The following is a 22421-nucleotide window of genomic DNA, read 5'->3' on the forward strand; positions in this document are numbered from 1 at the left end:
CGAATCTGCGAATGGGAAATTATGTGCTAAGGCATCGTACTGGGGCGCACGACAGGGGACTGTACGGTGGCGAACATACAGGCGCTGGTGTGGGGTGTGGGGCGAAAGAAAAGGGCCGCGCGGGCCCTTGGAGTGACTTGCGTTGTTGCGGTTGCGCGTGTCACGCGGCCAACGCCAGGCCTCCGCTGAGGCTGTACGATTGCTGGTGGCCCAGGCGGCGCAGGCATTGCGTCGCTTTCATGCTGCGATTGCCGCTGCGGCAGAAAAACACTAGCGGCCGCTGCTCGCCGCGCAACCATTCGGCGGCTTGTCCGGCGATCTGACTCAACGGAACACTGCGGGCGGCGCGGCCGCCGGGACCGGGCGCGGCGGTGGCCGCGAACTCGTACGGCTCGCGCACATCGATCAGCAACGCTTCCGGATGGGCGCGCAGGAATTCATCGAGCTCGGCGCTATCGAGTTGCATGTCGGCCGGCGCGCGTTGCGCCTCGGCAGTCAAGATTGCCGCGGAGTGCTGCGTCATGCTCGCGCAAAACTGATTGTGGTCGTCGCGGGTCGGACACAGCAGCGTTTGCGCGCTGGCGGCGGCGCGCGTCGCTTCGTCCAGCGGACCGGCGCTGAACGCGAAGCGCACGGCCGAGGCAGGCAAGCGGCCGCCGTCCACCGTCCCCAGCAGATAGGCGCGCGACGCGTCGGCGCCGGCGGACATTCCGGCCAGCACTTGCGCGCCGACGTCGATGGCCGTCGCCGCCGCGCCGTTTTCCAGCGTCAGCGCCCGCGCGGCGGCGGGCCAGCCGTACTGGTCGACCGGACCGGCGACATAGTGCCCGCCCAGCGCCTCGATCAGCGGCTGGCGCCCGGCGCCGGCCGAGGTGCCAGCCACGGCCAGCACCCGATAGTTCTGGCAGCGCACATACGAGGCGATGCGCGCAGTCATCTCCGGCAACGGATCGATGACCACGCAGCTGCTGCTGGCCGCGTCCAGCACCAGCCAGCAACAGGCGCCCTCGACGCCCAATTGCAGCAGCCCGTCGTGCGGCACGGCGGCGCGTTCGGACGGAATCAGGCAAGCGGCGCGCAGCGCGGCGCCGCAGCGCTCGATGCGGGCGCAGGCGGCGCTGATGGTGGCCTCGTCGGCCAGCGGGCCGAACGACATGCGGATGGCGCCGGCGCTGCGCCACAGCGGCACGCCCATCGCGTCGAGCACGTAGCTGGGCGCGGCCTTGGCCGACGAGCACGCGCTGCCGGCGCTGACGCGCACCTGCGCCGCGTCGAACACGTCCATCAGCTCGCGGCTCGACAGGCCCGGCACGGAAAAGTTGAGCGTGGTCGGCAAGGCCTTGTCGAACGGATTGTTGAACACCACGCCCGGCAAGGCGGCGCGCAGGCTGTCGGCCAGGCGCGCGCGGAAACCCCACAGCTCGTCATGGGTGCGGAAGGTGTCGCCCCGTTCGAGCGCGGCCAGCACCACGCCCAGCGCGGCGATGCCGGCCATGTTCTCGGTGCCGGAGCGCTGGCCCGACTCTTGGCCGCCGCCCATGACCAGCGGCGTGAACGGCGCGCCGGCGCGCACGTACAGCATGCCCACGCCCTTGGGCGCGTACAGCTTGTGGCCGGAGAACGGCGCGTAGTCGATGCGGGTGGCCGCCAGCTCCAGGCTCAGTTTGCCCAGCGCCTGCACGCAATCGACCAGCCAGTAGGCGGCCGTGCCGGTCTCGCGGATGACCGCCTCGATGCCGGCCAGGTCGCTGACGACGCCGGTTTCGTTGTTGGCCGCCATGGTGCAGATCAGCGCGGCCGAGCCGGCCACGTGGCGCAGGTGCGCCAGGTCGTGCGCGCCGTCGCCGTCGACCGGCAATTTATGCAAGGTCAGATTCAGGCCCAGCAGGCGGTTCCAGTGCGCCAGGCTTTCCGGCACGGCCTTGTGCTCGGTGGCGCCGTAGACCAGCAGATCGCCGACGGCCTCGCCGCGCGCCCGGCGCTCGCGCACCGCCACCAGCGCCGACAGCACCGAGGTCTGGATGCCTTCGGTGGCGCCGCTGTTGAACATCAGGCGGCCGGCGCCGACGCCCAGCAGCCGCGCCGCGCACGCGCGCGCCTGGTCCAGCATGGCCTTGGCCTGCAGCCCGGTGGCGTGGGTGCTGCTGGGGTTGCCGAAACGGCGGCCCATGGCGTCGATGGCGGCATCGATGGCGGCGGGCAGGACAGCGGTGGTGGCGTTGCCGTCGAGGTAGATTTCAGTGGTCATGGCGTGGGCTGCGGGGAAGGTTCGGTCAAGTGAACAGTTTAACTAGCCGCGCTGGAGAAAATATGCCAAAACTGCCCTGTCATTTCTACTCTGCAAGCATTTTCATGCTGCTTTATCGTAGAATGGAGAATGAATCTTATCTTGCGCTCCCATCCATGAACTCACTCGACAAATTCGACTGTGCCATCCTGGCCGCGCTGCAGGTCGACGGCACGCTGTCGATCGCCGCCCTCAGCGAGAAAGTCGGCCTGTCCAGCACGCCCTGCTGGAAACGCGTCAAGCGGCTGGAGGAGGAAGGCTATATCGAAAGCCGCGTCGCCATCGTCAACCGCCGCAAGGTCGGGCTGCCGGTGACGGTGTTCGTCAGCGTGCGCACCGGCCAGCACGACGCCAAGTGGCTCGACCGCTTCGCCGCCGCCGTCATGGCGTTGCCGGAAGTGCAGGAATTCCACCGCATGAGCGGCGACGTCGACTACCTGCTCAAGGTCGTCACCACCGACATCGACGGCTACGACGCCTTTTACAAGCGCCTGATCAAGGTCGGCCAGTTGACGGGCGTGTCGTCGGCGTTCTCGATGGAACAGATCAAATTCACGACGGCGTTGCCGCTCGAATTGGTGTCGCACCAATAAGGTGCAACAACGCTGCACGAGCGGCCTCGGCGTGGGATAATAGTCCCATTTCAAATACTCATTAAGCCCCATGCGCGCTTTCCTGCAACGCTGGCTGCCCAGCCCCACCACCGCCAGCGGCGCCGAACGGCTGCGCGCGGCCACCGGCGCGCTGGCCGGCTTGCTGATCACCGCCGTCCTCAGCCACTTTGTGCTGTCGTCCAGCAGCGCCACGATCTTCATGGTCGCGCCCGTGGGCGCCTCGGCCGTGCTGCTGTTCGCGCTGCCGGCCAGCCCGCTTGCGCAACCGTGGTCGGCCATCGGCGGCAACGTCGTCAGCGGCCTGGTGGGCGCGGCCTGCGTGCGCTGGTTCGGCGACAGCCTGCCGCTGCCGCTGCTGTGCGGGGTGGCCGCCGGCGCGGCGATCGCCGCCATGTTCGCGCTGCGCTGCCTGCACCCGCCCGGCGGCGCGGTGGCGCTGACCACCGTCATCGGCGGCCCGGCCGTGCACGCGGCCGGCTTCGAGTTCGCGCTGCTGACGGTGCTGGTCAACACCTCGCTGCTGGTGGGCATGGCGATCATCTACAACAACCTGACCGGCCGCCGCTATCCGCACACGCAGCAAGCCGCCCATCCGAATCCGCATGGCACCAAGGACGCGGTGCCGACCGTCCGGCTGGGCTTCAAGCCCGAGGATCTGGACGCCGTGCTCAAGCAACACGACCAGGTGCTCGACATCAGCCGCGACGACCTCGAATCGCTGTTCATGAAGACCGAGCAGCGCGCCTACCAGCGCCGCTTCGGCATCATCAATTGCGAGGACATCATGTCGCGCGACATCGTCAGCGCCGAATTCGCCACCGAGCTGGAGGAGGCATGGCAGCTGATGCGGCGCCACCACGTGGCGGCCTTGCCGGTGCTCAACCGCGCGCGCCGCGTGATCGGCATCGTCACGCAGACCGACTTCCTCGACCACGGCGGCCTCGACAGCTACGGCGACATCCGCCGGCAGCTGCAGCGCTTCCTGCGCAAGAGCGGCGTGACGCACACCGAAAAAGCCGAGGTGGTGGGCCAGATCATGACGCACCACCCGACCACGGCGCGGCTCGACACGCCGATCGTCGACCTGGTGCCGCTGATGGCCGACTCCGGCTTCCACCACATTCCGGTGGTCGATGCCGAGCAGCGCTTCGCCGGCATCATCACGCAATCGGATTTGGTGGCGGCCTTGTACGAAAGCCGCTTCGCCGAAGCGGCGGCGTAACGCGGCTGGCGGCGTCATCTGAAACACGTAGGGCGGATTAGGCGGAACGCCGTAATCCGCCATTGCATGCGCCGCCGATGACGCACGCAATGGCGGATTACGCTGCGCTAATCCGCCCTACGTGGTTCAGACGATCAGACGAGTCCGAATCCTGCTTGATACAATTTGTTTCGTGGCCCGGCGGCGCTATCGCTTATGCTAGTCGCCGCCAGAGTTCTCATCGACCAGGAAACAAAACATGAAGCATGCATCCCGTCTTGCCAGCGTCGCGGCCGCGCTCGCGCTGGTGTTCGTTCCAATCAGCAATAGCATGGCGGCCCCGGCCACAGCCGTGCCGCGCGTCAGCGCCACCCCGGCCCATCAGGCGCTGCTGGCCATCGCCGACCAATACTACGACGCCGTGGCCCGCTACGAGCCGATCGCCGCGACCGAAAACGGCGACAACCGCTACGACGACCAGCTGGGCCTGAGCATCTCGCCGGGCAAGCGCGCGTTGCAGTTCAAGATGTACCGCGATTTCAGCAAGCGCCTCAAGACCATCAAGCGCGCCAACCTGAACGCCGACGACCGCCTCAACTACGACATCCTCGCCTACGAACTGCGCGGCCTGCTGGCGATGGAGCGCTTCCCCGAGCACTTGCTGCCTATCAACCAGATGGACAGCGTGCCCGTCGTGCTGGCCAACTACGCCGGCGGCGAAGCCTCGCAGCCGATCGCCACGGTCAAGGAATACGACGCCTACCTGAGCCGCGTCGCGCAGCTGCCGGCCTGGATCGACCAAGCCATCGCCAACATGCGCGACGGCATGAAGAAAGGCATCACGCAGCCGAAGGCCATCATGGTGTCGGCGCTGCCGCAGTTCAAGAAACTGCTCAGCGACACGCCGGAAAGCAATATCTTCTACACGCCGATCAAGAAACTGCCGGCCAGCTTCGGCGACGCCGACAAGCAGCGCCTGACGGCCGCCTACCGCAAGACCGTCGGCGACGACGTCATGCCGGCGCTGGCGCGACTGGCCGCCTTCCTGGAAAAGGACTACCTGCCGGCCTGCCGCACCTCGACCGGCCTGGGCGCGCTGCCCGACGGCGCCGCCTGGTACCAGGCGCGCGTGGCCAACGCCACCACCACCACGCTCAAGCCCGACGCCATCCACGCCATCGGCCTGCGCGAGGTCGCGCGCATCCAGCAACAGTTCGCCGTGCTCGGTCCCAAGCTCGGCTACAACGGCCCGGCCAAGGGCTTGCCGGTGTGGGTGGCCGCGCAAGACAAGTTCCGCCCGTTCAAGACGGAGCAGGAAGTGCAGGCCGTGTTCCACAAGCTGAACGACGTGCTCGACACCAAGTTGCCGCAAATGTTCACCTTGATGCCGAAGGCCAAGCTGGACCTGCGTCTTGAGCCCGAGCTGAGCCGCGCCACCGCGTCCGACCATTACACGGCGCCGGCCGGCGACGGCTCGCGGCCGGGCGTGTTCTGGTCGGTCGTCAACGATCCAGTCAAGTACGGCAGCACCGGCATGACGACCTTGTTCCTGCACGAGGGCAAGCCGGGCCACCACTTCCACATCGCGCTGATGCAGGAATTGAACCTGCCCGACTTCCGCAAATATGGCGGCAACAACGCCTTCACCGAGGGCTGGGCGCTGTACGCGGAAACCCTGGGCAAGGAAATGGGCTTGTTCGACGATCCGGCGCAATATTTCGGCCACCTGAACGACGAGCTGCTGCGTGCCACGCGCCTGGTGGTCGACACCGGCATGCACGCACAGGGCTGGACGCGTGAGCAAAGCATCCAGTACATGCGCGACACCCTGGGCTACGACGACTACGCCAAGACCGAAACCGAGCGCTACATGGCATGGCCGGCGCAGGCGCTGGGCTACAAGATCGGCTCGCTCAAGATCGCCGAACTGCGCCAGCGCGCGGCCGACGCCCTGGGCGACCGCTTCAGCCTGCCGAAATTCCACGAGGTGGTGCTCAGCGACGGCACCGTGCCGCTGGACTTGCTGGAGCAAAAAGTCGATCGCTGGATCGCCTCGCAGCGCTAAGCGTCACCGGCCGTCGCGGAGGACATCGCGACGGCCCCCTGTTTCGTCCTGGACGCTTTATGGCGCCACTTTGATCTAACGCAAGAACCATCCCGAAATACAAGCGCTCACTTCCGGCTCGCGCAATACTGCGACTATCATCATTGCCTGTTGAATGCGCACATGCACTCTCTCCTGCCCGCCGTCGTCTCGCTTCTGTTCCTGAGCTACGGGGTCTACGTGCTGCATTCGCGAGGCGTCAGCCGCATCAGCCTGACACTGTTTCTGCTCTGCACCACCACCTTTTGCTGGCAATTTTCCTGGGCCATCCTGTTCCAGATCCGCGACCCCGACGAAGCGCTGGCGGCGGCCAAGCTCGGTTATCTGCTGATCCTGTTCCTGCCCACTACCCTGTACCACTTCATCGCCGAGCTCACCGCCCACCGGGGCGAACGGCGCTGGGTCGAACTGTCCTACCTGTTCGCCGGCCTGCTGGGCGTGATCCTGCTGAGCAGCAACTGGATCGTCGCCGGCCTCTACACCTATTTTTTCGGCTTTTATCCCAAGGCCGGCCCGCTGCACGTGGTGCACCTGCTGCACACGGCCATCGTCATCGGGCGCGGCCTGTGGCTGCTGTACCGGCGCCAGCAATTAGCCGTCTCGACCGAAAAGACCCGGTTGCGCTATTGCCTGGTCAGCATGCTGATTTATTTTTTCGCCTCGGTCGACTATCTGTGCAACTACGGCGTCCAATTCTATCCGCCGGGGGTGCTGTTCGTCGCGGCCAGCCTCGGCCTGATCGCCCAGGCGATGGTGCGGCACAACCTGCTGGCCGACCCGATGGAGGTGGCCGCCTCGATCGCGCACGAAATGCGCACGCCGCTGGCGACCATTCGCAGCCAGTCGCGGGTGCTGGCCAAATCGCTGCCGGAACTGCTGGCCGGCTACCACCTGGCGGTCGAGCACAAGCTGATCGAGCCAACGATGCAACCGGCACAACTGAACTACCTCGGCAAGCTGACCCAGCACATCGACGCCGAGATCAGCCGCTCGAACTTCGTGGTCGACATGATGCTCGCTTCGGCGCGCGCAGGCATGCTCAGCCGTAGTGATTTCGCCAATCATTCAATAAAGAAATGCGTGGAAGAAGCGCTGGCCTGCTATCCGTTCGAGAGTTCGATGCGGAACAAGGTGGTGGTCAAGGCCGGGCACGATTTCACGTTCTTCGGCTCGGACGTGCTGCTGGTCTACGTGTTGTACAACCTGTTCAAGAACGCGCTGTACGCGATCAAATCGGCCGGCCGGGGGGAACTGGAGATATCGTTCTTTATCGACGGCGCCGATAAAAGGTTATTGGTCACCGATACCGGCTCCGGAATTCCGGCCGATGTGCTGCCCCACGTCTTTGAACCGTTTTACAGCACGCGGCATAATGGCGGCGGCACCGGCATGGGTCTGGCGTTTTGCCAGCAGGTGATTACCGCATTCGGCGGAAAGATTCATTGCGAATCGCAGGCCGGACGTTACACGCGGTTTTCCTTATCGTTCCCGCAAAAACAGGTTTCAGCCGGGTGGGCGAATGAGCAAGCGATGGAATATTAAAGATGCCTGTTAAACCGGCGCTTCATCGCTGCTGACTTTTTCCAGATCGGTTTCATCGCCCAACACATATATTTTCTGCTCGCGTAATACCTGCAGAATAAAAGGCTGCTGCTCGCGCAACCGGCGCTTAAAGTCCGGGATCGAATACAGGTTGGGATTGATCTTGCGCCGCAATAAACGCTCGGCGACCGGCAAGCGGGATAACAATTCACCGTAGCTGGTGTTATCTCCAATCAACAATAACTCCACCGGCGTATCCATGCCCTCGTGCTCCTTGGCCGTCGCGCCATAAACAAAGGCCACGTTCAGCACATGCTGGAGCGGCGACAGCGCCGAATTAAGCACGCTGACGAGGCCGAAGGTTTTCTTCACCAGGCTGCTTAATTCGCCGAAGACGATGCAATCCTTATTGGGTTTGAAGCGGCGCACATTGCCGATGCGTTCGGACGTGATCACGCCGGACTCGTGCAGGCGTTTGAGTTCGCGCTGGGCCGACGCGCTGCCCAGACCGGTCAGGCGCATGATCTCGTTCAAGTGGAAACCTTGATTGACACGTACAAACAGCAAGCCCAGCAGTTTTTGCTGGGCGGGAGTGAAGAGGGCTTGGGCGATCATGAGCCAGATCTTAGCATGAACGAACTAATTGCTGGCGCAAACTCCGGGGTCAGGTCCATCATCACTCGGGGGTCAAGTCTAACAATGCTACACGAACTATGCCGTAGGACGGCGCGCGCGGCGCGGTTGACGGTGTCGGCGGCGCTTGGCGGATTACGGCGGTCCGCCTAATCCGCCCTACGTGGAATCGTGGTGGTTTTGCTTTCCTTGGTGTTTGTTTTTGGGGGCCTACTTGGTGTTTGTTTTTTTGGGGTTTCCGTGGTGTTTGTTCTTTGTTTCCGTAGGCCATTTAACCGCTTTTGCGGATAGCCTTTCTATGGGCAAATCTAAATAACGCGGGCATAAAAAACGGCACCCGAAGGTGCCGTTCTATATTGCGCTTTATTTCTATTACGCTTCGCCGTCGTGCGGGGCAACCGTTTCGGTCGCTTCCACATCGCCGCCGGACATCGAGGCTTTTTCTGCCAGCAGCAGAGCTTGACGCTCTTCCACTTCCCACTGCTCTTTCTCTTTGCGAGCGCGGTGGAATGCCAGACCGGTGCCGCCTGGAATCAGACGACCAACGATGACGTTTTCTTTCAGACCGCGCAGACCATCGCGCTTGCCCATGATCGCGGCTTCCGTCAGAACGCGGGTGGTTTCCTGGAACGATGCGGCCGAGATAAACGAATCGGTCGACAAGGATGCCTTGGTAATACCCAGCAGAACGTTTTCGTAGGTTGCAGGGATCTTATTCTCCGCATTCACACGATCGTTTTCATCCAGCAGTTCCGAACGCTCAACCTGCTCGCCAACGATGTAGTTGGTGTCGCCGGCATTGACGATCTGAACGCGACGCAGCATCTGACGCACAATCACTTCAATGTGCTTGTCGTTAATCTTCACGCCCTGCAGACGATAAACGTCCTGCACTTCGTCAACGATATAACGGGCCAGCGCTTCGATACCCAGCAGACGCAGAATGTCTTGTGGATCGGCCGGGCCGTCGACAATCATCTCGCCCTTGTTCACCACCTGGCCGTCGTGCACCAGCACTTGCTTGTCCTTGGTGATCAAGAACTCGTGCTTGTTGCCGTCCATGTCCGTGATTTCCAGACGCTGCTTACCTTTGGTTTCCTTACCGAATGCAACCGTACCGGTCACTTCAGCCAGCATACCGGCGTCCTTCGGCGAACGTGCTTCGAACAGCTCGGCAACGCGCGGCAGACCACCGGTAATATCGCGGGTCTTCTGCGATTCGGTCGGGATACGTGCCAGCACTTCGCCGACCGATACCGCCTGGCCGTCTTTGACCATGATCAGCGCGCCGACCTGGAAGCCGATCGCCACCGAGTGCTCGGTGCCGGCGATCTTGACTTCTTCGTTCGAGTCGTTCAGCAGTTTCACTTGCGGACGCATGGTCTTGGTCAGCGAACCACGACGCTTCGCATCGATCACAACCAGGGTCGACAGACCGGTCACTTCGTCCACCTGGCGGGCAACGGTCACGCCTTCTTCGACGTTCTCGAAACGCACCACACCGGCGTACTCGGTGATGATCGGACGGGTCAGCGGATCCCAGGTCGCCAGGGCCGTGCCGGCCTTGATGACCATGCCGTCCTTGACGATCAGGGTCGCGCCGTACGGCACCTTGTGACGCTCGCGCTCACGGCCGTGGTCGTCGGTGATCAGCACTTCGCCCGAACGGGAAATGACGATTTGCGCGCCCTTGCCGTTGGTGACGTAACGCATGGTCGAGGTGAAACGGATGGTACCGTTCGACTTCGCTTCGACCGACGAGGCCACCGCCGCACGCGACGCCGCACCACCGATGTGGAACGTACGCATGGTCAGCTGGGTACCTGGTTCACCGATCGACTGCGCCGCCACCACACCGACGGCTTCGCCGGCGTTGACCAGCATGCCACGGCCCAGATCGCGGCCATAGCACTTGGCGCACAGGCCGAAGCGCGTGTCGCAAGTCAGCGGGGTGCGGACCTTGACTTCGTCGATCGACAGACGCTCGATCTCTTCAACCATGTCCTCGTCCATCAGGGTGCCGGCTTCGTACAAGGTAGCCTGCGTCTCTGGATTGACGACGTCGTTGACCACGACGCGGCCGAGGATACGGTCGCGCAGCGCTTCGATGACTTCACCACCTTCGACCATCGCCTTCATCAGCGTGCCGTTCGAGGTGCCGCAATCATCTTCGATGACGACCAGATCCTGGGTCACGTCGACCAGACGACGGGTCAGGTAACCCGAGTTCGCGGTTTTCAGCGCCGTATCGGCCAGACCTTTACGAGCGCCGTGGGTCGAAATGAAGTACTGCAAAACGTTCAGACCTTCGCGGAAGTTCGCGGTGATCGGCGTTTCGATAATCGAACCGTCCGGTTTCGCCATCAGACCGCGCATACCGGCCAGCTGGCGAATCTGCGCCGCCGAACCGCGGGCGCCCGAGTCGGCCATCATGTAAATCGCGTTGAACGATTCCTGGGTCGACTTGGTGCCGTCACGCTTGATGACGTCTTCCACTTTCAGCTGGTCCATCATGGCCTTGCCGACTTCGTCCGAGGTCTTGCCCCAGATGTCGACGACCTTGTTGTAACGCTCGCCGGCGGTGACCAGACCCGAGGCGTACTGCTGCTCGATCTGCTTGACTTCGGACTCGGCGGCCGAAATCAAGGTCACTTTTTGTGGCGGTACCAGCATGTCGTCCACGCAGATCGAAATACCGGCGCGGGTCGCCAGGCGGAAGCCCGACTGCATCAGTTGGTCGGCAAACACGACCGTCGCGCGCAGACCGCACTTGCGGAACGACGTGTTGATCAGCTTGGAAATCTCTTTCTTCTTCAGCGCGCGGTTCAGCACCGAGAAAGGCAGGCCTTTCGGCAGGATTTCCGACAGGATGGCGCGGCCGACCGTGGTTTCGTAACGGGTGACCGTACGGACGAACTCGCCCGTCGCTGGATCCTTAGGATTCTCAACGATACGCACCGTGATACGGGTGGTCAGTTCCACTTCCTTGTTGTCGTAGGCACGGATGACTTCCGACACGTCCGGGAACAGCATGCCTTCGTTCTTGGCGTTGATCGCTTCGCGGGTCGCGTAGTACAGACCCAGCACGATATCCTGCGAAGGAACGATCGACGGTTCGCCGTTCGACGGGAACAGGATGTTGTTCGACGCCAGCATCAAGGTACGCGCTTCCATCTGCGCTTCGATCGACAGCGGAACGTGCACAGCCATCTGGTCACCGTCGAAGTCGGCGTTGAACGCCGCGCAGACGAGTGGGTGCAGTTGGATAGCTTTACCTTCGATCAGGACCGGCTCGAAAGCCTGGATGCCCAGACGGTGCAGCGTAGGCGCACGGTTCAGCATGATCGGATGTTCGCGGATCACGTCTTCCAGGATGTCCCAGACCACCGGTTCCTGGATCTCGACCAGCTTCTTGGCGGCCTTGATCGTCGTAGCCAAGCCCATCAGTTCCAGCTTGTTGAAGATGAACGGCTTGAACAGCTCGAGCGCCATCAGCTTCGGCAGACCGCACTGGTGCAGTTTCAGCTGCGGACCCACCACGATGACCGAACGGCCCGAGTAGTCGACGCGCTTACCCAGCAAGTTCTGACGGAAACGACCGCCCTTACCTTTGATCATCTCGGCCAGCGATTTCAGCGGACGCTTGTTGGCGCCGGTCATCGCTTTGCCGCGACGGCCGTTGTCCAGCAGCGAGTCGACCGCTTCTTGCAGCATACGCTTTTCGTTGCGCGTGATGATCTCTGGAGCGCGCAGCTCCATCAGACGCTTCAGACGGTTGTTACGGTTGATCACGCGGCGATACAGATCGTTCAGATCCGAGGTCGCGAAACGGCCGCCGTCCAGCGGGACCAGCGGGCGCAGTTCCGGCGGCAGCACCGGCAGCACTTCCATGATCATCCACTCAGGCTTGATGCCCGAACGCTGGAACGCTTCCAGCACTTTCAGACGCTTGGCGTATTTCTTGATCTTCGCTTCGGACTTCGATTCCTTCAGTTCCACGCGCAGGGTCTCGGCATCGCGGTGGATGTCGATCGAGCGCAGCAGTTCACGGATACCTTCGGCGCCCATGAAGGCGGTGAAGTCGTCGCCGTACTCTTCGTACTTGGCGGCGTAGTCGTCTTCCGACATGATCTGGCACTTCTTCAGCGGGGTCATGCCTGGATCGGTGACCACGTATGCTTCGAAGTACAGCACGCGTTCGATGTCCCGCAAGGTCATGTCCAGCACCATGCCCAGACGCGACGGCAGCGACTTCAGGAACCAGATGTGGGCGGTCGGCGAGGCCAGCTCGATGTGGCCCATGCGCTCGCGGCGCACCTTGGCCAGGGTCACTTCAACGCCGCACTTTTCGCAGATCACACCGCGGTGCTTGAGGCGCTTGTACTTGCCGCACAGGCATTCGTAGTCCTTGATCGGGCCAAAGATCTTGGCGCAGAACAGACCGTCGCGCTCAGGCTTGAAGGTACGATAGTTGATGGTTTCCGGCTTTTTAACTTCGCCGTAGGACCACGAACGGATTTTTTCAGGCGAAGCGAGACCGATCTTGATCGCGTCAAAGGTCTCGTTCGTCTGTACTTGCTTGAATAGATCGAGCAGTGCTTTCATGTATCACTCCAGAGGTGATTAAACTTCTAATTCCTAAGACTACATTGCCCGGACTGGTAAACCAGCCGGGCTTTGTACATCTCAAACCAAATGACAGTAACTTGTCGTTTAGTTTCGTTCGAGGTCGATATCGATACCCAGCGAACGGATTTCCTTGACCAGCACGTTGAACGATTCAGGCATACCGGCGTCGATCACGTGGTCGCCTTTGACCAGGTTTTCGTACACTTTGGTACGGCCGTTGACGTCATCGGACTTCACGGTCAGCATTTCTTGCAGCACGTACGATGCGCCGTACGCTTCCAGTGCCCACACCTCCATCTCACCGAAGCGCTGGCCACCGAACTGGGCTTTACCGCCCAGCGGCTGCTGCGTCACCAGCGAGTACGGACCGGTCGAACGCGCGTGCATCTTGTCGTCGACCAAGTGGTGCAGTTTCAGCATGTGCATCACGCCGACGGTGACCTTGCGCTCGAACGCTTCGCCGGTGCGGCCGTCGTACATCGTGACCTGGTTCTTCGACGGGGTCATGCCCAGTTTCTGGGCGATGTCGTCGGGGTACGCCAGGTCCAGCATGCGGCGGATTTCCGACTCGTGCGCGCCGTCGAACACCGGCGTGGCGAACGGAACACCCTTCTTCAGGTTATTCGCCAGCTTCATGATCTCTTCGTCGTCGAACTGGTCCAGATCTTCCGGACGGCCGTTCTCGTTGTAGACGGTGGTCAGGAACTTGCGCATCTCTTCGACCTTGATCTGCTGTTGCAGCATCTCGCCGATACGGATACCCAGGCCTTTTGCCGCCCAACCCAGGTGGGTCTCGAGAATCTGACCCACGTTCATCCGCGAAGGAACACCCAGCGGGTTCAGCACCACGTCGGCCGGCGTACCGTCGGCCATGTATGGCATGTCTTCGACCGGCACGATACGGGACACCACACCCTTGTTACCGTGGCGACCCGCCATCTTGTCGCCCGACTGCAGGCGGCGCTTAACGGCCAGATACACTTTGACCATTTTCTGCACGCCAGGTTGCAGCTCGTCGCCCTGCGTCAGCTTCTTGCGCTTCTCTTCGAAGGCCAGATCGAACTGGTGACGCTTCTCGTTGATCGATTCCTTGATCGCTTCGAGGGCGGTGGCGGCGGCGTCGTCGGCAGGACGGATGTCGAACCAGTGGTACTTGTCCAGATCGTCCAGGTATTCCTTGGTGATCTTGGCGCCCTTGGCCAGCTTCTTCGGACCGCCGTTGACGACCTGGTTGATCAGCATTTTTTCCAGACGCTGGAAGGCGTCGCCCTCGACGATACGCATCTGGTCGTTCAGATCCAGGCGGAAACGCTTCAGTTCATCGTCGATGATCTGTTGCGCGCGCTTGTCGCGGACGATGCCTTCGCGGGTGAACACTTGCACGTCGATGACGGTGCCGATCATGCCCGATGGCACGCGCAGCGAGGTGTCCTTGACGTCCGAAGCCTTCTCGCCGAAGATCGCGCGCAGCAGCTTCTCTTCCGGGGTCAGCTGGGTTTCGCCTTTAGGCGTCACTTTACCGACCAAGGTGTCGCCGGCTTGCACTTCGGCGCCGATGTAGACGATACCGGACTCATCCAGACGAGCCAGCTGGTTCTCAGCCAGGTTCGAGATGTCGCGGGTGATTTCTTCCGCGCCCAGTTTCGTGTCACGCGCGACAACGCTCAGTTCTTCGATGTGGATCGAGGTGTAACGGTCGTCCTTGACGACGTTTTCCGAGATCAGGATCGAATCCTCGAAGTTCAGACCATTCCATGGCATGAAGGCCACGGTCATGTTCTGGCCCAGAGCCAATTCACCCAGGTCGGTCGATGCGCCGTCGGCGATCACGTCGCGCTTGGCCACACGGTCGCCCACCTTGACGATAGGACGCTGGTTGATGTTGGTGTTCTGGTTCGAACGGGTGTACTTGATCAGGTTGTAGATGTCGACGCCGACTTCGCCAGCTTGCGCTTCGTCATCGTTGACGCGAATCACGACACGGCCCGCATCGATGTAGTCGACGATACCGCCGCGCAGTGCTTGCACGGTGGTGCCCGAGTCGACTGCCACGGTGCGTTCGATACCGGTACCGACCAGTGCTTTTTCTGGGCGCAGGCAAGGAACGGCCTGGCGCTGCATGTTGGCACCCATCAATGCGCGGTTCGCATCATCGTGTTCCAGGAACGGAATCAGCGACGCGGCGACGGACACGATCTGGCCTGGGGCAACGTCCATGTACTGGATGCGCTCCGGCGACACCAGAATCGTTTCGCCGGCTTCACGGGCCGAGACCAGCTCGTCGCTCAGCATGCCTTCGTTGTTGATGGTCGCGTTCGCCTGAGCGATGATGTAGCGGCCTTCTTCGATCGCCGACAGGTAGTCGATCTGGTCGGTGATCTTGGAGCCTTCGACCTTGCGGTACGGGGTTTCCAGGAAGCCGTATTCGTTCAGGCGGGCGTACAGCGCCAGCGAGTTGATCAGGCCGATGTTCGGGCCTTCAGGCGTTTCGATCGGGCACACGCGGCCGTAGTGGGTCGGGTGCACGTCGCGCACCTCGAAGCCGGCCCGTTCGCGCGTCAGACCGCCAGGTCCCAGGGCGGAAACGCGGCGTTTGTGCGTGATTTCCGACAGCGGGTTGGTCTGGTCCATAAACTGCGACAGCTGCGACGAACCGAAGAATTCGCGGATCGCGGCCGAGATCGGCTTGCTGTTGATCAGGTCGTGCGGCATCAGGTTGTCCGCTTCGGCCTGGCCGAGGCGTTCCTTGACGGCGCGCTCGACGCGCACCAGGCCGGCGCGGAACTGGTTTTCGGCCAGTTCGCCGACGCAACGCACGCGGCGGTTACCCAGGTGATCGATATCGTCGACTTCGCCGCGGCCATTGCGCAGTTCCACCAGGATCTTGATCACGGCCAGCACGTCTTCGTTCGACAAGGTCATGGCGCCGGTCAGTTCGTCACGGCCGATGCGGCGGTTGAACTTCATGCGGCCGACGGCGGACAGGTCGTAGCGGTCGGCGCTGTAGAACAGGCCGTTGAACAGCGCTTCGACGGAATCTTCCGTTGGCGGTTCGCCAGGACGCATCATGCGGTAGATCGCGACACGGGCGGCCATCTGGTCGGCGGTGTCGTCGATGCGCAGGGTTTGCGAAATGTAGGCGCCCTGGTCCAGGTCGTTGGTGTACAGGGTCTGGATTTCGCTGATGTTGGCTTCGCGCAGGCGGCCCAGCACGTCTTCGGTCAGCTCGTCGTTGGCGGACGCGACGACTTCGCCGGTCTCCGGATCAACGATGTTCTTGGCCAGGACGCGGCCCAGCAGGTAGTCTTCCGGCACGGAAATGTGCTTGATGCCGTTCGATTCGATGTCGCGCACGTGCTTGGCGTTGATGCGCTTGTCCTTCAGCACCAGCGTCTTGCCTTCCTTGTTGACGATGTCGAAGCGGGCGACTTCGCCACGCAGACGCTCGGCAACGAATTCCATCTCCGCGCCTTCCGAGCGCAGGTTGAAATTGTCGAAGACGAAGAAGTTTGCCAGGATTTGCTCGTGCGACATGCCGATGGCTTTGAGCAGGATCGTGACCGGCATTTTGCGGCGGCGGTCAACGCGGAAGAACAGGATGTCTTTCGGGTCGAACTCGAAGTCCAGCCACGAACCGCGGTAAGGAATGATGCGCGCGGAGAACAGCAGTTTGCCCGACGAGTGGGTCTTGCCGCGGTCGTGCTCGAAGAACACGCCAGGGGAGCGATGCAGCTGCGAAACGATCACGCGCTCGGTACCATTGATGACGAACGAACCGGTGGTCGTCATCAAAGGCAGTTCGCCCATGTAGACTTCCTGTTCCTTCATCTCTTTGACGACCGGCTTGGTCGGCGATTCCTTGTCCAGGATCACCAGACGCACCTTGGCCCGCAGCGGCGACGCGAACGTCAGACCACGCAGTTGGCATTCCTTGACGTCGAAGGCGGGATCGCCCAGGACGTACGACAGGAATTCGAGGCGCGCAAAGCCATTGTGCGACACGATGGGGAATATCGAGGTAAAGGCCGACTGCAGGCCGTCGTTCTTGCGGGTCGACGGCGAAACGTCTTCCTGCAGGAAACTGTGGTAGGACTCGAGCTGGGTAGCCAGCAGGAACGGAACGTGGTGAACGTTGGCGCGCTTCGCGAATGATTTGCGAATGCGTTTCTTCTCAGTAAATGAGTAGTGCATGGACACTCCGTGAGTGACAGAAAGGATAAAAAATTCAGGTTTTGCCAGTGCGTGGATCGCTCAACATCGACCGACCCGCAGCCACTTCAGCAACGATCTCGGCTGCATGTCACACAGACGAAACCTGAAATCTCTACCATTTCCAGCTGATTTGAATAAACTACTAACCACTGCAGCGTCGGACAAAACGCTACAAATACGACGAGGACGACAAAGGAGCCAAAGCCGGATTTCCTCCCTTTCGAAAGGAAATCCGCAGCTTTGGCTCGAGGCGCTAACTAGCCGCCGTACAACTTGATTACTTCAGGTCAGCCTTGGCGCCAGCTTCTTCCAGCTTCTTCTTAGCGGCTTCAGCGTCAGCTTTCGACAGGGCTTCTTTGACGGTCTTAGGAGCGCCATCGACCACGTCTTTGGCTTCTTTCAGGCCCAGACCGGTGATTTCACGAACTGCCTTGATGACGCCGACTTTGTTCGCGCCGACTTCGGTCAGAACAACGTTGAACTCGGTCTGCTCTTCAACAGCCGCGCCAGCTGCGGCGCCGCCAGCTGCTGGAGCTGCCATTGCTGCGGCCGAAACGCCGAATTTTTCTTCGAAAGCTTTGACCAGTTCGTTCAGGTCCATTACGGACATTTCGCTAACTGCTGCCAGGATGTCGTCTTTGCTAATTGCCATTTGAAACTCCAATAATTTATTGATTCGTTAGTACATCAGATTGGTACTTGAGAAAAACTCCGCCCCGGCCAGGCCGGGACACGGTCGCTATTAAGCGGCCGGGGCTTCTTCTGCCACTGCTTCTGCAGCGGCTGGAGCGCCTTCGGATTTTTTCGCTGCCAGAGCAGCCAGACCACGTGCAAAGCCCGACACCGGAGCCAGCATAACGCCCAACAACTGCGAAATGAGGACTTCACGGCTAGGAATGCTCGCCAACGCGGTAACAGCTGCTTTATCCAGCTGCTTGCCTGCGTAGTTACCTGCGGTGATGACCAGTTTGTCGTTGGTTTTAGCGAAGTCAGCGATGACTTTAGCTGCTGCAACGGCATCGTCCGAGATCGAGTAGATCAACGGACCGGTCATGCTGTCTGCCAGGTTGGCGAACTGCGTGCCTTCGACGGAGCGACGAGCGAGCGTATTTTTCAACACACGCAGGTACACGCCTTGAGCGCGCGCTTTGGCACGAAGTTGCGTCAAGTGAGCAACCTGGATGCCACGATATTCGGCCACGACGATAGTTTGCGCAGTTGCTACTTTTGCGGAAACTTCGGCGACGACGGCCTTTTTGTCATTCAGATTGAGACCCACGGTCAACCTCCTTAAATGATGACGGGCTGATGCCTGCCATCGGTTCGAACAACGGCGTCCGAGGTTTAGGAGTCCAATGGACTACGAAACTTGATCGGGTACACCATCTGCGTTGGGCGGAAAATCCAATTAACCCGGCGCCTGCCTGCTGCGCTGAGCCCAACGGTCTTTGATTGTCTGGCCGGCGTTGCAAGCAACACCGACCAGCCCAAAGAACTGCCCCGCGCCGTGCGGCGCGAGGACTTAAACTGGTAAAACTTAAGCAGCCAGGGTAGCCTGGTCGACACGGACGCCAGCGCCCATGGTCGACGACAGCGATACCTTGCGCAGGTACACACCTTTGCTCGATGCTGGCTTGGCTTTGTTCAGCGCGTCGATCAGGGCAACCAGGTTGCTCTTCAGATCGGCGTCGGCGAACGACTTGCGGCCGATCGTTGCGTGGATGATACCGGCCTTGTCGGTACGGTACTGGACCTGACCGGCTTTGGCGTTTTTCACGGCGGTGGCGACGTCAGGGGTGACGGTGCCGACCTTCGGGTTAGGCATCAGGCCGCGTGGGCCCAGGATCTGACCCAGGGTACCGACGATACGCATGGTGTCTGGCGACGCGATGACGATATCGAAAGGCATGTCGCCGGCCTTGACGCGCTCGGCCAGGTCTTCCATACCAACGACGTCGGCGCCGGCGGCTTTGGCCTGCTCGGCCTTGTCGCCCGAAGCGAACACGGCGACGCGAACGGTCTTGCCGGTGCCGGCTGGCAGCACGACGGAACCGCGAACGACCTGGTCCGACTTCTTAGGATCCACGCCCAGCTGGACCGACACGTCGATCGATTCATTGAACTTGGCGGTGGCCAGTTCCTTGATCAGCGCGACGGCGTTGTCGAATGCATAGGTCTTGGTGCTATCAACTTTAGCCTTGATAGCTTTTGCGCGTTTGGACAGTTTTGCCATGATTACAGACCTTCCACCGTGATGCCCATCGAACGTGCGGAACCGGCGATGGTGCGTACAGCGGCATCCATGTCGGCAGCGGTCAGATCAGGGGTTTTCAATTTAGCGATTTCTTCAGCTTGAGCGCGGCTCAGCTTACCGACTTTGTCGGTATGTGGCTTCGGCGAACCTTTGGTGACGCCCGAGTGCTTCTTGATCAGGTAGGTCGCTGGTGGCGTCTTCATCACGAAGGTGAACGACTTGTCGGCGAACGCGGTGATGACGACCGGAATCGGCATGCCTGGTTCCATACCCTGGGTCTGCGCGTTGAAGGCTTTGCAGAATTCCATGATGTTCAGACCGCGCTGACCCAGCGCTGGACCGATCGGTGGGGATGGGTTTGCTTTACCAGCTGGCACTTGCAGCTTGATAAAACCAATGATTTTCTTTGCCATGATGGCTCCTATCTTGGGTATGAGTAGTAGCGCCCCGCCACGCGATCGAATGCGGGGCGGGGCTCCTCTGGTGCCAGATTTGTCGGGTTTTTACACCGTCGCCCGTTCTGGCGAACGGTGTTGCTTATACTTTTTCGACCTGGCCGAATTCGAGCTCGACTGGTGTGGCGCGGCCGAAGATGGTGACCGAGACGCGCACTTTCGATTTCTCGTAGTTGACTTCCTCGACGTTGCCGTTGAAGTCGGTGAACGGGCCGTCCTTGATGCGGACTTGCTCGCCCACTTCGTACAGCACTTTCGGCCGTGGCTTCTCGACGCCCTCTTGCATCTGCTGCATGATCTTGTCGATCTCGCGCGCCGGGATCGGCGTCGGCTTGTTCGATTTGCCGCCGATGAAGCCGGTCACCTTGTTGGTGTTTTTCACCAGGTGCCACGTCTCGTCGGTCATTTCCATCTCGACCAGGACATAGCCCGGGAAGAAACGACGCTCGGTGACGGACTTTTGGCCGTTCTTGACTTCGACCACTTCCTCGGTCGGCACCAGGATCTGGCCGAACTGGTCTTGCATGCCGGCGCGCTCGACGCGCTCGGTCAGCGCGCGCTGCACGCTTTTTTCCATACCGGAATACGCATGAACCACGTACCAGCGCTTGTTGCTCACTGGAACGCTTACCGGCGCCGCGACGGCCTCGGTGACCGGGGCTTCGCCGGACACCGATTCGCCTGCCGCTTCATCTTGCACGTTTTCGTTCATTATTTTCGTATGCCCAGAATGAGATCGTACAACAGGAATTCCAACGTCTTATCCGTGCCCCACAGGAACAGCGCCATCACCAGCACGAAGGCGAACACGATGCCGGTGATTTGGGTCGCCTCGCGGCGGGTGGGCCAAACGACCTTTTTCGTCTCGCGCACGGCTTCTTTGGCGAAATTCAGGAATTCACGGCCAGTCGACGAAGTCCACAAGAGCAGAACGGCAAAAGCCAAACCAGCTACAAGTGCGCCTGCGCGTACGAGAGCTGGTTTGTCTGACAGGTAATAGAAACCCACCACGCCTGCGATTGCGACGGCGATTGCCAGCACAACCTTAATCTTGTCATTCGACGTGCTGACGGTCTGCACGGATTGATTTGACATTTAATTTACTTTCGGTGCCCTGCACCAGAAAACGGTGGCAGGGACGGAGGGCATCGAACCCCCAACCTTCGGTTTTGGAGACCGACGCTCTGCCAATTGAGCTACGTCCCTACGTAAAACTACAAAGGATATCGATTATACCACCAGAGACGCCCCTGGTGGTAAGTCAGGATAATCCTTAAGCGATGATCTTCGCAACAACACCTGCACCAACGGTACGGCCACCTTCGCGGATCGCGAAGCGCAGACCTTCTTCCATCGCGATCGGGTTGATCAGCTTGACGGTGATCGACACGTTGTCGCCTGGCATAACCATTTCTTTGTCCGCTGGCAGTTCGATCGAACCGGTCACGTCAGTCGTACGGAAGTAGAACTGTGGACGATAGTTGTTGAAGAACGGGGTGTGACGGCCGCCTTCATCTTTCGACAGGACATAGATCTCGCCGGTGAAGTGGTTGTGCGGCTTGATCGAACCCGGCTTGGCCAGAACCTGGCCACGCTCGACGTCTTCACGCTTGGTGCCGCGCAGCAGCAGACCGACGTTGTCGCCGGCTTGACCCTGGTCCAGCAGCTTGCGGAACATTTCCACGCCGGTGCAAGTGGTCTTGACGGTGTCTTTGATGCCGACGATTTCGATCTCTTCGCCGACCTTGATGATGCCGCGCTCGATACGACCGGTCACCACGGTGCCGCGACCCGAGATCGAGAACACGTCTTCGACTGGCATCAGGAAGGCGCCGTCCACTGCGCGCTCTGGCGTAGGGATGTAGCTGTCCAGTGCGTCGGCCAGGCGCATGATCGAGTCCACGCCCATTTCGCCTTCTTTGCCGTCCAGCGCCATACGGGCCGAACCTTTGATGATAGGCACGTCGTCGCCTGGGAATTCGTATTTCGACAGCAATTCACGAACTTCCATTTCGACCAGTTCCAGCAGTTCCGCGTCGTCGACCAGGTCGCACTTATTCAGGAACACGATGATGTATGGAACGCCAACTTGACGGGCCAGCAGGATGTGCTCGCGGGTCTGTGGCATCGGGCCGTCGGCGGCCGAGCATACCAGGATCGCGCCGTCCATCTGGGCCGCGCCGGTGATCATGTTTTTGATGTAGTCGGCGTGGCCTGGGCAGTCGACGTGGGCGTAGTGGCGGCCGGCGGTCTCGTACTCGACGTGGGCGGTGTTGATGGTGATGCCGCGCGCTTTTTCTTCCGGTGCCGCGTCGATCTGGTCGTAGGCTTTAGCTTCGCCGCCGAATTTCTTCGACAAAACAGTTGCGATCGCAGCGGTCAGGGTGGTCTTGCCGTGGTCGACGTGACCAATGGTGCCGACGTTGACGTGCGGCTTGGTCCGCTCGAATTTCTCTTTTGCCATTTTAGACTCCTAACGATTTGGTGTGA

At 61.0% G+C, this 22421-nt stretch carries 15 protein-coding genes and 1 tRNA gene; 4 read left to right on the top strand and 12 right to left on the bottom strand.

Annotation, left to right across the window (positions count from 1 at the left end; all coding sequences use genetic code 11):
* Nucleotides 1-160: 160 nt before the first annotated feature.
* Nucleotides 161-2248, bottom strand: coding sequence for an aminotransferase class V-fold PLP-dependent enzyme (locus JOD97_RS17280; RefSeq protein ID WP_209720638.1), 2088 nt, complete (start codon nucleotides 2246-2248; stop codon nucleotides 161-163).
* 155 nt (nucleotides 2249-2403) lie between these two features.
* On the opposite strand from JOD97_RS17280, the gene JOD97_RS17285 reads away from it, so the two are divergent.
* The 4 genes from JOD97_RS17285 to JOD97_RS17300 all read left to right on the top strand — a co-directional run bounded on the left by JOD97_RS17285 (nucleotide 2404) and on the right by JOD97_RS17300 (nucleotide 7748).
* Nucleotides 2404-2880 (top strand): Lrp/AsnC family transcriptional regulator, encoded by a 477-nt coding sequence (locus JOD97_RS17285; RefSeq protein WP_209720641.1) that lies wholly within the window; start codon nucleotides 2404-2406, stop codon nucleotides 2878-2880.
* Between the two features lie 70 nt (nucleotides 2881-2950).
* Nucleotides 2951-4123 carry an HPP family protein gene (locus tag JOD97_RS17290; protein WP_209720644.1) on the top strand — a complete coding sequence of 391 codons (1173 nt, stop codon included), beginning with the start codon at nucleotides 2951-2953 and terminating at the stop codon, nucleotides 4121-4123.
* Nucleotides 4124-4361: 238 nt separating this feature from the next.
* Nucleotides 4362-6167 (top strand): DUF885 family protein, encoded by a 1806-nt coding sequence (locus JOD97_RS17295; protein ID WP_209720647.1) that lies wholly within the window; start codon nucleotides 4362-4364, stop codon nucleotides 6165-6167.
* A 162-nt stretch (nucleotides 6168-6329) separates the two neighbouring features.
* Nucleotides 6330-7748, top strand: coding sequence for a sensor histidine kinase (locus JOD97_RS17300; protein ID WP_209720648.1), 1419 nt, complete (start codon nucleotides 6330-6332; stop codon nucleotides 7746-7748).
* 9 nt (nucleotides 7749-7757) lie between these two features.
* Here JOD97_RS17300 and JOD97_RS17305 read toward each other — a convergent pair whose 3' ends face one another.
* The 11 genes from JOD97_RS17305 to tuf all read right to left on the bottom strand — a co-directional run bounded on the left by JOD97_RS17305 (nucleotide 7758) and on the right by tuf (nucleotide 22395).
* Nucleotides 7758-8363, bottom strand: coding sequence for an ArsR family transcriptional regulator (locus tag JOD97_RS17305; RefSeq protein WP_209720651.1), 606 nt, complete (start codon nucleotides 8361-8363; stop codon nucleotides 7758-7760).
* Nucleotides 8364-8753: 390 nt separating this feature from the next.
* The gene (gene rpoC / locus JOD97_RS17310) at nucleotides 8754-12986 is read right to left on the bottom strand and encodes a DNA-directed RNA polymerase subunit beta' (RefSeq protein WP_209720654.1); all 4233 of its coding nucleotides are present in this window, start codon (nucleotides 12984-12986) and stop codon (nucleotides 8754-8756) included.
* Nucleotides 12987-13094: 108 nt separating this feature from the next.
* A complete protein-coding gene (gene rpoB, locus JOD97_RS17315; RefSeq protein WP_209720657.1) occupies nucleotides 13095-17201 on the bottom strand; it encodes a DNA-directed RNA polymerase subunit beta in 4107 nt (1368 codons plus the stop codon).
* A 298-nt stretch (nucleotides 17202-17499) separates the two neighbouring features.
* Nucleotides 17500-17874, bottom strand: coding sequence for a 50S ribosomal protein L7/L12 (gene rplL, locus JOD97_RS17320; protein ID WP_209720660.1), 375 nt, complete (start codon nucleotides 17872-17874; stop codon nucleotides 17500-17502).
* Nucleotides 17875-17964: 90 nt separating this feature from the next.
* A complete protein-coding gene (rplJ, locus tag JOD97_RS17325) occupies nucleotides 17965-18501 on the bottom strand; it encodes a 50S ribosomal protein L10 (RefSeq protein WP_209720663.1) in 537 nt (178 codons plus the stop codon).
* Nucleotides 18502-18759: 258 nt separating this feature from the next.
* Entirely contained in the window at nucleotides 18760-19455 is a 696-nt protein-coding gene (gene rplA / locus JOD97_RS17330; RefSeq protein WP_209720666.1) for a 50S ribosomal protein L1, read from the bottom strand.
* Nucleotides 19456-19457: 2 nt separating this feature from the next.
* On the bottom strand, nucleotides 19458-19889 hold the full coding sequence (gene rplK / locus JOD97_RS17335; RefSeq protein ID WP_209720669.1) for a 50S ribosomal protein L11: 432 nt from the start codon (nucleotides 19887-19889) through the stop codon (nucleotides 19458-19460).
* A 124-nt stretch (nucleotides 19890-20013) separates the two neighbouring features.
* Nucleotides 20014-20643 carry a transcription termination/antitermination protein NusG gene (gene nusG, locus JOD97_RS17340; protein WP_209720672.1) on the bottom strand — a complete coding sequence of 210 codons (630 nt, stop codon included), beginning with the start codon at nucleotides 20641-20643 and terminating at the stop codon, nucleotides 20014-20016.
* Nucleotides 20643-21026: a preprotein translocase subunit SecE gene (secE, locus tag JOD97_RS17345; RefSeq protein WP_209720675.1), complete on the bottom strand. Its 384-nt coding sequence runs from the start codon at nucleotides 21024-21026 to the stop codon at nucleotides 20643-20645. The genes nusG and secE overlap by 1 nt, the downstream gene beginning before the upstream one ends.
* 35 nt (nucleotides 21027-21061) lie before the next feature.
* Nucleotides 21062-21137 (bottom strand) — tRNA-Trp (locus JOD97_RS17350).
* 67 nt (nucleotides 21138-21204) lie between these two features.
* On the bottom strand, nucleotides 21205-22395 hold the full coding sequence (gene tuf, locus JOD97_RS17355) for an elongation factor Tu (RefSeq protein WP_209720678.1): 1191 nt from the start codon (nucleotides 22393-22395) through the stop codon (nucleotides 21205-21207).
* Nucleotides 22396-22421 lie beyond the last annotated feature (26 nt).

This window comes from Duganella sp. 1411 (genome assembly GCF_017833525.1).
Lineage (GTDB): Bacteria > Pseudomonadota > Gammaproteobacteria > Burkholderiales > Burkholderiaceae_D > Rugamonas.